The sequence below is a fragment of the Paenibacillus wenxiniae genome, from assembly GCF_039822605.1.
Classification (GTDB): Bacteria; Bacillota; Bacilli; order Paenibacillales; family Paenibacillaceae; genus Saccharibacillus; species Saccharibacillus wenxiniae.
In genome coordinates this window covers 51,541-64,184 of sequence record NZ_JBCGUH010000007.1, presented here as the reverse complement: position 1 = coordinate 64,184, position 12,644 = coordinate 51,541, and the positions used below count along the sequence as shown (strand labels likewise).

The window sequence follows — 12,644 nt, the reverse complement described above, 5'->3', positions numbered from 1 at the left end:
CAATCGAGCAACCGATATGAATTATCGGTTGCTTTTCTATGCATTAAACGATTAAATGGAAGTATTGATTAAATAAAAGATGACTGGATCATCTGAATAGTGGAGGAACGAAAAGATGACATTGCCGTCCATTGAAAAAAGTATCGTAGCCGACATGGCGTTGGCTCCGGAAGGACACCGTAAAATTGAGTGGGTATCTGCCCATATGCCTGTACTGAACCGTATTCGTGCGGAATTTGAGCGTGATTTGCCATTTAAAGGGCTGAAAGTTACGATCTGTTTGCATCTGGAAGCGAAAACGGCGTACCTGGCCAAAGTGGTACAGGCGGGTGGTGCGGAAGTGACGATTACCGGTAGTAATCCGCTGTCCACACAGGATGATGTATGTGCTGCACTCGTTGAAGATGGAATTACCGTATTTGCGAAATACAATCCAGAGCCTGCCGAGTACAAATCGCTCGTCTTGCATGCGCTAGAAACGAAGCCAGATCTAATTATCGACGATGGTGGGGATCTGATCACACTGATGCATGGCGAACGTCCAGATTTGCTGGAAACGATTCGCGGTGGAGCGGAAGAGACGACAACCGGCATTATCCGTTTGAAGGCGCTACAGAAGGAAGGTACACTGACATTGCCGATGGTAGCGGTCAACGATGCGTATTGCAAGCATTTGTTTGATAACCGTTACGGTACAGGTCAGTCTGTATTTGATGGTATTATCCGTACGACTAACCTGATGATTGCCGGCGCGACCGTTGTTGTTGTTGGCTACGGCTGGTGTGGTAAAGGGGTAGCGATGCGTGCGAAAGGTCTGGGCGCAAATGTCATCGTCACGGAAGTGGATGCCATCAAAGCGGTAGAAGCTCATATGGACGGCTTCCACGTGATGCCGATGATTGAAGCTGCCAAAAAAGGAAACTTCTTCATTACCGTTACAGGTAATAAAGATGTGATCACAGGCGAACATTATGATGTGATGCAAGATGGCGCCATCGTATGTAATGCCGGCCACTTTGATGTGGAAGCGAACAAACCAGATCTGGCTGCTCGTGCAGTATCGATCCGTACGGCACGCAAAAATATCGAAGAATACAAATTGCAAGACGGACGCCGCATTTATTTGCTGGCAGAAGGACGCCTGGTGAATCTGGGCGCAGCTGACGGTCATCCAGCTGAAATTATGGATATGACCTTTGCGCTGCAAGCGGTAGGTCTACGCTATGTGAATGAAAATTACGAGCAGCTAGGTGCTGGTGTGATCAATGTACCTTACGAACTGGACGAGCAAGTCGCGCGTTATCGTCTAGAAAGTCTCGGTATCGGCATCGATTCGCTGAGTGATGCACAGAAGAAGTATCTGGATAGCTGGTCTTAAGCTTTATATAAGTTATATACCAGGTGAAAGTTATTTTTAGCTTGGCAAGTTCCAGGCAATGCACAATAGCTTATAACTGAAATTAAGTTTAAATCAAAAATGTCTGGTGACGCAGTGAAAGCTATGCGTTACCAGACATTTATTGTATGGGCACTTCGTTTGTTGACTAAAATAAGGAATCTTAAAGTGCATCGTTTATATTCATAAGTATGATGCAGCTTTAGGCTTAAAATCATTCCCACTTGTTGTTCAATGAGTAAATTAAATTAGAAAATGGAGCATACGATGAACACAAAAGAAATTCTTAACAAATTCAAGCAAGATCCTACTGCGATTCCGCATACGAATATTGATGATATGTTAAAATTAATGTTTGCTGAAATAGGTGCAACGGATGCAGAGCTTCGTGATCATATTATATATAGCTTATTTGTAGAACTAGTATTGTATCAGCCATTAACGATCGAACAATTACATTTTGTTAGGCAGACAGCGTTAAGTCATGAAGGTATGTTTTACAAAATAGGTGAAGTTCATACCGATTCTGTATTTACACGCTCATTTTCGATTTTACTTTTACCTTTATTGCTGGATCGTCATGACAAAGCCAATTTTTTAACAGAAAAGCAAATTCAAGCAATGAAAAAGGCTATTTTACGATATTTAAGTGAAGAGAAAGATTGTAGAGGGTATGTTCCTGACAAAGGCTGGGCACATGCTGTAGCACATATTTCCGACGCGATCCAGTCTATTTCAGAGACGAGATGGACAGTAGAAGAAGCATCCACTCTATTGGATTTATTAAAAGATATTATACAGTCTGCTGATCACGTATTAACCAATCAAGAAGAAGAAAGAATAGTCATCGCTATACTGCCAATGATTGTACATAAGTTAATCCATCCAAGTAGATTGGAGCAATGGATTCAAACGTTATCTCATTTCGAGTCTACCGATGACCCTGCCAGAGACTATGTGATTTTGCATAATACTAAACTTCTGTTAAGCGCTTTATATTTTAAAATGAAAAAAGTTCCTGTTTTAGAATCTACAAACGTTGTAATCGAAATAGCAATGGATCGATTACAGCAAAGATTTTTTTGAAAAACATACTGTTATTATCCATTTATTCACTAACGTGTATAAAAGTTTCTTGCTCACTGGTCTTAATACCTATATCATTAATATTCTGTGACTATTGTCGCGAGTCTCTTTACATATGTTAAGTTTAGAGCCGTAAGTAAAAAGTCTGGCTTTGTCAATAGGATAAAGTCAGGCTTTTTACGCGAAAATGTTATAAAACAAGATGCTGAAGAGCGCAAAAGTTAAAAAAGAGTGTTTTTTTTCAAAAAAAATAACAGAATGAGAAGGATTTTGATTTTGTATGAAGAATCTATTATGCTAGATGAGTGGTGAAAAGTGGTGTAAAGTGGGTAACGATAGTTAAGGGAGTGAGTCGCCAATGTTCATGGGTGAATTTCAGCATAACATTGACGACAAAGGACGGCTTATTATTCCAGCCAAATTTCGCGATTCACTCGGTCAATTGTTCGTTATTACACGAGGACTGGACCACTGTCTTTTCGTCTATCCAATGGAGGAGTGGTCTCTATTGGAACAAAAACTCAAATCGCTACCACTGATGAAAGCGGATGCCCGTGCATTTACGCGGTTTTTCTTTTCAGGTGCAACTGAAGGCGAATGGGACAAACAGGGGAGGGTGAATATCCCGCTCCATTTGCGCCAATACGCCAATCTGGAAAAAGAATGTACAGTGATCGGTGTGTCCAACAGGGTAGAAATTTGGAGCCGCTCCGTGTGGGAGCAATATTATAACGAATCAGAGCAATCATTTAACGAAATTGCTGAGAAGCTGGTTGATTTTGATCTTGATCTGTAATCGTCTAGGAGGTTTAACAACTTGTTTCATCACATCACTGTATTAAAAGAAGAAGCGACAAATGCACTGGAAATCAAATCGGATGGCATTTATGTCGACTGCACGCTCGGGGGAGCGGGGCACAGCTCAGTTATTGCGGCTGCCCTAGGGGCAGGTGGCAGACTCATTGCCTTTGATCAGGATGATACGGCTCTGCGTAATGCCGAAACTGTGCTTGCGCCTTATAAAGACCGTGTCACCTTGATTAAAAGCAATTTTCGTCATTTAGAGGAGAAGCTTTTGGAAGCGGGAGTTCCAACGGAAGACGGAGTTCCGCAAGTCGACGGCATCCTGTTTGATCTTGGCGTTTCTTCACCTCAATTTGACGATGCCGAGAGGGGATTCAGTTACAATCACGATGCCAAACTGGATATGCGGATGGATCAATCCATTGAATTGACAGCACGCACGATTGTGAACACCTGGCCCGAAGAGGAAATCGCCCGCATCTTATATCGATATGGGGAAGAAAAATTTTCAAGGCGTATCGCTTCTGTCATTGTCAAACAACGCGCCATTGCACCGATCGAAACGACTGGAGAACTGGCAGAGCTGGTGAAGGAAGGGATTCCGGCAGCCGCTCGTCGAACCGGAGGACATCCAGCCAAACGTAGCTTTCAAGGGTTGCGTATTGCCGTAAATGATGAACTGGGAGCATTTGAAGAGGCGCTGCATCAATCTGTACGTTGTCTTGCACCAGGCGGACGCGTATCGGTCATTACGTTTCACTCCTTAGAAGACCGTTTATGTAAACAAATTTTAGCTGAATATCTTGAAAAGAACGTAGCACCACCCGGATTTCCCGTTTATGTGAGTAATGGTGGCGTGTTGAAGCTTGTCAATCGCAAGCCTTTACTTCCGTCTGATGAAGAGGTTACAACAAACAAGCGCGCAAGATCAGCCAAATTGCGAGTCGCGGAAAAGGTGGACAAAAACCAACAAAATTAATCAATAAGGAGACGGGATTATGGCTTATACGAGAGGGAATCTGGCCGTTCAGGAACAACCGGCTGATAAGGTTGTCCGAAAGTATCGGCAAACGACAAAAGTTGTTGTACGTCGTGCACAGCTTCCTGTGCAAGAAAAAATGTTGTATTTGGGAACGGTGCTGCTTTGCATCGTGATCGCTGGTATCGTGTTGTGGCGCTATGCTTACATCTACGAAGTGAATAAAAATATCCAAAACATGGCAAGTACTACTGCCTCACTACAAAAGCAGATTACGCAAAACGATCTGCGCAAGCATTTGCTTGAAAATGAAGTGGTGGAGCGCGCAACCGCGCTAGGGTACATACAGCCTGTGGATACGGATCCGATTCAGGTATCCCGTGAAAAGGGAACATCAACCTCGTCAACCGGCACTCAGGATAGCAAGTAAAGCGAGGGATCATAGCAGTGACTAAAAGAATAAAACTTCGCACTTTATTCGTAGGAGGGTGCATCGCCTTCTTTTTTGTTGTCCTTGTAATGCGTGTTTTCTGGCTTCAAGTCGTTCAAGGCTCGGAGTGGCATGAGCGTGCAGTGGACAATTGGACAACTGACAATGTGATCAAAGCCAAACGGGGTACGATCACAGACCGTAACGGCAATGAGCTGGCGATTGATGCGCCAGCTTATAATGTCGTGCTTAATCCGAAAGTTATCGCTGAATTGAATGTGAAAGATGATATCGTCAGCGGTCTTCATACGATACTTGGCACCGACGAGAGCGAGCTTGACAAGCAGGCCACCTCCAAAGATGATAAAGGCCAGCTTCGTATCTGGCGTGAACTCAATCAGGGTGGACGTCAAATTCCGCAAAATCAAGCGGACGAAGTGAATGCTTTGATTGCCAAGTTGAAGGAGAAAACAGGGAAACGTTATGAAGTAGGAGTATCGTTAGCGGAAGATTCGAAGCGATATTATCCGAAAAACGAACTTGCTGCTCATGTGCTCGGTTATACCGACAAAGAAGGCAAAGCGGTTGCAGGTATCGAAGCTTACTACGATCAGCAACTTAAAGGGACTGATGGTAAAATTACGTATGAAAAGGATCGTCAGGGCGACAAGTTGCCAAATTCGCAGGATGTGTACACCCCTGTCAAAAACGGTGATAATTTAAAGCTTACGATTGATGAGACGATTCAGTATTATACAGAGCAGGCGATGAAAGAAGCCTATCAACAGCTGCAACCGAAAAGTATTACGATTATTGCGGCTGATCCGAAGACGATGAATATTTTGGCGATGGCCAATATGCCGAACTTCAATCCGAACAAGTATAATGAAGTATCTGTTGATCAATATAATGATTTTACGAATCTGGGCATTAAAGCGATCTATGAGCCGGGTTCGACATTCAAAATTGTGACGTTATCCGGCGCTGTGCAAGAAAATCTGTTTAATCCTGAAGCCACATACCAATCCGGTACGATTCGTGTCGGCAGTACAACACTGCATGATATTAACCGTGTCGGTTGGGGACCGATTACGTATTTGGAAGGCTTAAAGCGTTCTAGTAACGTTGCTTTTGTTAAGTTAGGTTATGAGATGCTGGGAGCTGAACGTCTACGCAAGTATATTGATGCGTTTGGCTTTGGTGTGAAGACCGGTATTGATCTGCCGGGTGAAGTACCCGGTGCGATTACATTCCGTCCGAATATCAAAACGGAGGTCGCAACGGCTGCTTACGGTCACGGTCGGGTACAGGTAACCCCATTGCAGCAACTTGTAGCTGTAGCGGCTGTAGCAAACGGTGGCAAAGTATTGACACCACATGTCGTACAATCGATAACCGATCCGAATACAGGCGTCACAACGGATACACCCGTTCATGAGGTTCGTCAGGCGATCACGCCGGAAGTATCTGCGAAAGTACGCGGTTATCTGGAACAGGTCGTCTCGGATCAACAGATTGGTACCGGTCGTCATGCTTATATCGAAGGCTACCGTGTAGCAGGTAAAACCGGTACAGCTGTTAAAGTTAAAACGGATGGTTCCGGACAATACGACTATACGAAGCAGGTCGTGTCCTTTATCGGTTTTGCGCCAGCTAATGATCCGAAAATTGCAATGATCGTTGTCGTTGACCAACCGTCTAACTCCAAGCTCGGTGGTGGTACGGCAGCAGCGCCAATTTTCAAACAGATCGTTAGTCAGGCATTGCCTTATATGGGGATTCCGAAAACGAGTGAAGGCGATGACAGCAGTAAAGCCAAGACGGCGGTACAGCAAACGCCTACGACGTACACAGCACCTGTGCTGACAGGCAAGCCGCTCGATCAAGCGAAGAAAAAATTGCTGGCAAGTGGAATTGCGTACAAAGTCGTTGGTTCTGGCAACAAGGTCGTGAAGCAATATCCGGCAGCCGGATCAACGATGGGTAGTGGACAGAGCATTTATCTGATGACGGAAGAGCCGACAAAAATGGCAATTCCAGATCTTAAAGGTGAATCGCTACGCGATGCGCTGGAAATCTTAAACCTGATGAAAGTCGAAGTGACGACTACAGGTGAAGGGTATGTATCTGCTCAGGTGGAATCCGAATCAGGAGGACGCCGTTCTGTCACATTGACGTTGAAGTCTGCAAAAGCTACGATTACAGGTGTAGACGATACGGATGAAAGCCAGGCGGCAGACGACAAAAAGACAGATACAACGAAGGATGCGGACACTAAGGATGCAGAAAAGAACCCTTCTGATTCCAAATCAACCGATCCGAAAACCGATGGAGATTCATCAAGCACCGGTGAGAAGCAATCTGAAGGGGATGCGGAATCCACATCAGATCGTTCATCCGGTACAGACGCTGGCTCTAATTCCAGCTTGAATATTCCAGAGCCAGAAGGCGCACCAACGAATTAATGGATAGTCAGACAGAGTCAGACGATATGTACATTTGATGGATGATAACCCGGCAGAATCAGTCATAAGGAGAATATCTCCTGCATGGCTTGAGTTTTGCCGGGTATCGTTATTAATTTTGGAAAAGAGGAATGAATATGTTGTTATCGGAGGCGTCCAAGCTATTGATAACGTCGCGGGTGCAAGGGGACCCGGCAACACCAATTTCCGGCATGGAGGTGGATTCGCGAGAGGTTCAGCAGGGCGATTTGTTTATTTGTTTGCCAGGGTTGACGGTGGATGGACATGATTTTGCAGAGCAAGCGATCAGTAAAGGGGCTTGTGCACTCGTTGTCGAACGAGAGTTGCCTGTAGAGGTGCCGCAATTGATTGTGTCCAGTTGTCGTCATGCGATGGCGGTGCTGGGCGATGCGTTTTATAATCACCCTAGTCGTCGACTACGAATGATTGGAATTACGGGAACCAACGGCAAAACCACAACTTCTTATCTGATTGAGCGTATTATGAATGATAGTGGCGTCAATACCGGACTGATCGGTACGATTGAAATGCGTTATAACGGTGAAGCTGTACCGATGCCACGTACAACGCCAGAAGCACTGCTGTTACAGCGTATGCTAGGACAGATGGCTGATTCAGGTGTAGAAGCCTGTGTGATGGAAGTATCGTCACATGCGCTGGAGCAAGGCCGTGTAAAAGGGACGGATTATCGTACCGCTATCTTTACAAATATTAGTCAGGACCATCTGGATTATCACCATACGATGGCTGATTACATTGCCGCCAAAGGGTTGTTTTTTAGCCGACTGGGCAACAACTATGCAGAACCAGAGCAGCGCAAATATGCTGTTCTCAACATAGATGATCCTGCTTCTGATTATTATCGCCGCATTACAGCTGCTGATGTGATTACATATGGAGTCGAACAGCCTGCTGACGTACGTGCAACGAATATTCGCATTACGTCGACCGGAACCAGTTTTCATTTAACGACTTTCCGTGGTGAAACGGATGTGACGCTAAAAATGGTAGGCACATTTAATGTATACAATGCACTGGCAGCGATCACAGCAGCATTGATTGAAAAAGTACCGCTGGAGCGTATTCGTCACAGTTTGGAACAGCTTCCAGGTGTGGACGGGCGGGTAGAATTGGTCGATGCCGGCCAGCCTTTTGCCGTCATTGTAGACTATGCGCACACACCGGACGGTCTGGACAATGTGTTATCAACGATTAAAGAATTTGCAGAGCAACGCATTATTACCGTATTTGGTTGTGGTGGCGATCGGGATCGTAGAAAGCGTCCATTGATGGGTAAAGTGGCAGCGAAGTACAGCGATTATACATTTGTCACGTCGGATAATCCACGCACGGAAGATCCTGATTTTATCCTCACTGAAATTGAAGCAGGCCTCCAGGAAGATCATATTAGTGCAGACCGCTATGAGCTGATTGTAGATCGCCGGACCGCAATTCAAAAAGCGGTTGAAATGGCGCAGCCAGGCGATGTACTATTGATTGCGGGCAAAGGCCATGAAACGTATCAGGTCATCGGTAAAGAAACGATTGATTTTGATGACAGGCTGGTAGCCAAAGAAGCGATAAGGGGTCTTTCCAAGTGATAAAAATGACGATTGGGCGCATTGCAGAGATGTGTGGCGGACAGCTCAGCGGAGCAGCTGAAGCGGTTTGCCACGGCGTAGTGATTGATTCGCGCCAGGTGTACGAGAACTGTTTATTTATACCAATCATTGGCGAACGCGTGGATGGTCATGATTTTGTAGCTGATGTGCTGTCTAAAGGCGCCGCAGCTGCGCTGTGGCAGCGTGATCGCGGTGACGCACCAGCAGGTAATATCATTATCGTAGACGATACGTTAGTTGCGTTACAGCAGTTAGCGAGCGCCTATTTGCAGCAATGTCATCCACAGGTCGTCGGTATTACAGGTTCCAATGGTAAAACAACGACCAAAGACATGGTAGCAGCATTACTGGGGCAAGCCTACCGGGTACACCGAACGGCTGGTAATTACAACAGCCATATCGGTTTGCCCTTAACGATATTATCTATGCCTGCTGATACGGAAATGTTAATTTTGGAAATGGGAATGAGAGCCAGAGGTGAAATCGAATTTCTGTCTCAACTTGCCGAGCCGGATACGGTCGTAATTACGAATATCGGTGAATCTCATCTGGAACAGCTGGGCAGCCGTGAGGAAATTGCGAGAGCCAAGTTGGAAATCGTAACGGGTCTGAAACGAAATGGATTGTTCATTTATCCGGGAGATGAGCCTTTACTGAAGCACATACTAGTAGAACCTGAATTTTTGAATCTGTCGGATGTGCGTTTCTGTACATTTGGTCTGGAGCAAAGCAATGATTTGCATCCAATCGGCATTATGAATCAAGGACAACATATGGTATTTACTACGCCACGTTATCCTGACATCGTATGGACACTGCCATTACTCGGACTTCATAATGTTAGTAATGCGATGGCAGCAATGCTAGTAGCAGAACATTATAACGTCACACCAGCCCAGATTCAAAATGGATTTTCAACGCTTCGTCTCACAGGTATGCGGATTGAGATGACGACCGGACGCGATGGAATTATGCTACTGAACGATGCCTATAATGCCAGTCCATCTTCCATGAAAGCAGCCATCGATGTGCTGCATCAGCTAAAAGGTTATTCACGTAAGCTGGCCGTATTGGGCGATATGCTGGAGCTTGGACAGGATGAAGATCGTTATCATCAGCAAATCGGTGAAGATGTCGCTGGTAAAGTAGACTGGTTATTCACTTATGGACAGCGTAGTCTAGCGATTGCTAGAGGGGCACGAATGAACATGCCACAGGAACAAATTCGTTCTTACCAGTCCAAACAGGAACTTATCCATGATCTGCTGGAGTTAGCAACAAGTGGAGACGTGATTTTATTCAAAGCATCCAGAGGAATGAGACTGGAAGAAGTTTTACAGGCGCTGATGCCTGATTCAATAAGCAACGCAGAAGCGCTGGAGGAATAACAAGATGGATTTTCAATTATTACTATTAGCGGCAGCCGCCTCATTTATTTTATCGATCATTGCGATGCCGATTCTGATTCCGGTGCTACGCCGCATCAAATTCGGACAGCAGGTTCGTAATGACGGGCCGCAAAGCCATTTAAAAAAAGCAGGTACGCCAACGATGGGCGGAATCGTTATTATTTTGGCGGCAACGGTCGTATTTATTAAATTTTCAGTTATTGATACGAATTTCTGGGTGTTGCTCACCGCAACGGTCGGGTTCGGATTGATTGGATTTTTGGATGATTATATCAAAATTGGACTTAAGCGCTCGCTCGGTCTGACCGCAAGACAAAAGCTAGTCGGGCAACTGCTCTTCTCGGCGATTATCTGCTTTTTGCTTATTCACAAAGGACATAGCACGGCGCTCAGCATTCCAGGCATGGATGCTTCGTTTGACTGGGGTCCGTGGTTTTACTATCCATTCATCGTTGTGATGTTGCTGGCGATCAGTAATGCGGTGAACTTTACCGATGGTGTGGATGGTCTGCTATCCGGTGTGAGTGCCATTGCATTTGCAGCGTATGCCGTGATCGCGATTCAGATGTCTTCACCAGCAGCTGCGGTATGTGCGGCTGCTATGATCGGTGCTGTACTGGGCTTCCTGGTCTTTAATGCGCATCCGGCTAAAGTATTTATGGGCGATATGGGATCACTCGGTATTGGCGGTGCGATTGGCGGGATTGCGATCGTAACGAAAAATGAGCTGTTATTTTTGATCATCGGTTTGGTATTTGTGATCGAATTACTGTCCGTTGTCATTCAGGTCGTATCGTACAAAACACGCAATGGGAAACGGGTATTCAAAATGGCACCGATTCATCATCACTTTGAACTGTCCGGCTGGTCGGAATGGCGTGTTGTCACGACATTCTGGGCAGTAAGCTTAATTTTGGCTGTGATCGGAATTTATATTAGCAAGGGGTTGTCGTAATGAATGCTCCTGAATCATATCAAGGCCTTCCGGTCGTTGTGATTGGTCTGGCACGTAGTGGGGTGGAAGCTGCCAAAGCGCTGCATCGTCTTGGCGCTATCGTAACGGTCAATGATCTCAAGCCAAGAGAACAGTCGCCAGAAGCGGCTGAGCTGGAAGAGCTGGACATTGAAGTCATTTGCGGTGAGCATCCAGAAGGGTTAATTCATCCTGATGTGGCATTAGTTGTGAAAAATCCAGGTATTCCGTATACAGCGCCTCCGATCAAGCAGGCATTGGAACTTGGGCTTGAAATCATTACCGAGGTCGAGCTTGCGTATCAATTGACCGATATACCGATGATCGGAATTACCGGTTCCAATGGTAAAACAACAACGACGACATGGGTGGGCAACATGCTGGAAGCCTGTCAGTTGCATCCGATTGTAGGCGGTAATATCGGTATTCCACTCTGCCAGGCTGTTGCTGAAGCGGATCCGGCAGTAAAGCCAACGATTGTTGCCGAACTGAGCAGCTTTCAACTTAAAGGCACGAAAGACTTCAGACCGCGCATTGCCTGTCTGCTCAATATCGCAGAAACCCATCTGGATTATCATGGTTCGATGGATGATTATGTTAGCTCCAAACGCCAAATTTTTGCAAATCAAGGGGCAGGCGATACAGCGGTATTGAACTGGGACGACAGCTATTGCCGCAGTATTATTCCGTATATGGAGGCGGAACATACGATACTGTTCTCCATTTATGAAGAGCTAGGCGCAACGTTGACAGCAGCAGCACAGCACGGAAAAGCTCCTGCGGCTGCGTTATATGTGTCCCCTTCCTTTATTGAAGGTAGCGAGGACGAGCTGGAACGCATGATTATGTATACAAATGGTGGGACAGAAATTGCTATCATTCCCGTACATGAGCTAGGTATTCCCGGACGCTACAATGTAGCGAACGCGCTGGCAGCCTGTGCGATGGCGATCGCCGCAGGCTGTAAGCCGGAACAGCTAGCTGAGCCACTGCGTACATTCCGCGGTGTGGAGCATCGACTGGAGTATGTGCGTCAGCATGATGGAGTCGATTATTACAACAATTCCAAAGCGACCAATGCGAGAGCGACGATTATGGCGCTGTCGGCATTTCAGGATCAAGATATCGTACTTATTGCCGGTGGATTGGATCGCGGTTCTGACTATATGGAGTTAATGCCTGCTTTACAGAGCAGTGTCAAAGCGGTCGTACTGCTTGGACAAACACGTCACAAGCTGGCACAGGTTGCCGAGCTTGCAGGCATTACGCATATTGCAGTGATCGACGAAGCTGAAAATACAATAGCTGCCATCGAAGCAGCAGTCGTGGCGGCAAGCAAGATGGCAAGTAAGGGTGAGATTGTGTTATTATCTCCAGCATGTGCAAGCTGGGATATGTTTACGTCGTATGAAGTACGCGGCGACCAGTTTAAAGCAGCTGTACACAAGCTGTAATCGTT

General features: G+C 45.8%; 10 protein-coding genes. All 10 read left to right on the top strand.

From position 1 onward, the window contains the following. Positions 1-115: 115 nt before the first annotated feature. The 10 genes from AAHF22_RS14055 to murD all read left to right on the top strand — a co-directional run bounded on the left by AAHF22_RS14055 (position 116) and on the right by murD (position 12,639). The gene (locus tag AAHF22_RS14055) at positions 116-1,378 is read left to right on the top strand and encodes an adenosylhomocysteinase (RefSeq protein ID WP_347325655.1); all 1,263 of its coding nucleotides are present in this window, start codon (positions 116-118) and stop codon (positions 1,376-1,378) included. 285 nt (positions 1,379-1,663) lie between these two features. Then, positions 1,664-2,482, top strand: coding sequence for a DUF2785 domain-containing protein (locus tag AAHF22_RS14050; protein ID WP_347325654.1), 819 nt, complete (start codon positions 1,664-1,666; stop codon positions 2,480-2,482). A 358-nt stretch (positions 2,483-2,840) separates the two neighbouring features. Then, a complete protein-coding gene (gene mraZ, locus AAHF22_RS14045) occupies positions 2,841-3,278 on the top strand; it encodes a division/cell wall cluster transcriptional repressor MraZ (RefSeq protein WP_347325653.1) in 438 nt (145 codons plus the stop codon). A 21-nt stretch (positions 3,279-3,299) separates the two neighbouring features. Continuing rightward, entirely contained in the window at positions 3,300-4,265 is a 966-nt protein-coding gene (gene rsmH, locus AAHF22_RS14040; RefSeq protein ID WP_347325652.1) for a 16S rRNA (cytosine(1402)-N(4))-methyltransferase RsmH, read from the top strand. Positions 4,266-4,284: 19 nt separating this feature from the next. Continuing rightward, a complete protein-coding gene (locus AAHF22_RS14035) occupies positions 4,285-4,695 on the top strand; it encodes a hypothetical protein (protein WP_347325651.1) in 411 nt (136 codons plus the stop codon). 17 nt (positions 4,696-4,712) lie between these two features. After that, positions 4,713-7,160 carry a penicillin-binding transpeptidase domain-containing protein gene (locus AAHF22_RS14030; protein WP_371834067.1) on the top strand — a complete coding sequence of 816 codons (2,448 nt, stop codon included), beginning with the start codon at positions 4,713-4,715 and terminating at the stop codon, positions 7,158-7,160. Positions 7,161-7,297: 137 nt separating this feature from the next. Continuing rightward, complete coding sequence (locus tag AAHF22_RS14025; RefSeq protein ID WP_347325649.1) at positions 7,298-8,782, top strand: UDP-N-acetylmuramoyl-L-alanyl-D-glutamate--2,6-diaminopimelate ligase; 1,485 nt, start codon at positions 7,298-7,300, stop codon at positions 8,780-8,782. Then, a complete protein-coding gene (locus AAHF22_RS14020) occupies positions 8,782-10,191 on the top strand; it encodes a UDP-N-acetylmuramoyl-tripeptide--D-alanyl-D-alanine ligase (protein WP_347325857.1) in 1,410 nt (469 codons plus the stop codon). The genes AAHF22_RS14025 and AAHF22_RS14020 overlap by 1 nt, the downstream gene beginning before the upstream one ends. A 4-nt stretch (positions 10,192-10,195) precedes the next feature. Further along, a complete protein-coding gene (mraY, locus tag AAHF22_RS14015) occupies positions 10,196-11,167 on the top strand; it encodes a phospho-N-acetylmuramoyl-pentapeptide-transferase (protein ID WP_347325648.1) in 972 nt (323 codons plus the stop codon). After that, entirely contained in the window at positions 11,167-12,639 is a 1,473-nt protein-coding gene (gene murD, locus AAHF22_RS14010; protein ID WP_347325647.1) for a UDP-N-acetylmuramoyl-L-alanine--D-glutamate ligase, read from the top strand. Before mraY ends, murD begins: the two co-directional genes overlap by 1 nt. The last annotated feature ends 5 nt before the right edge of the window (positions 12,640-12,644 follow it).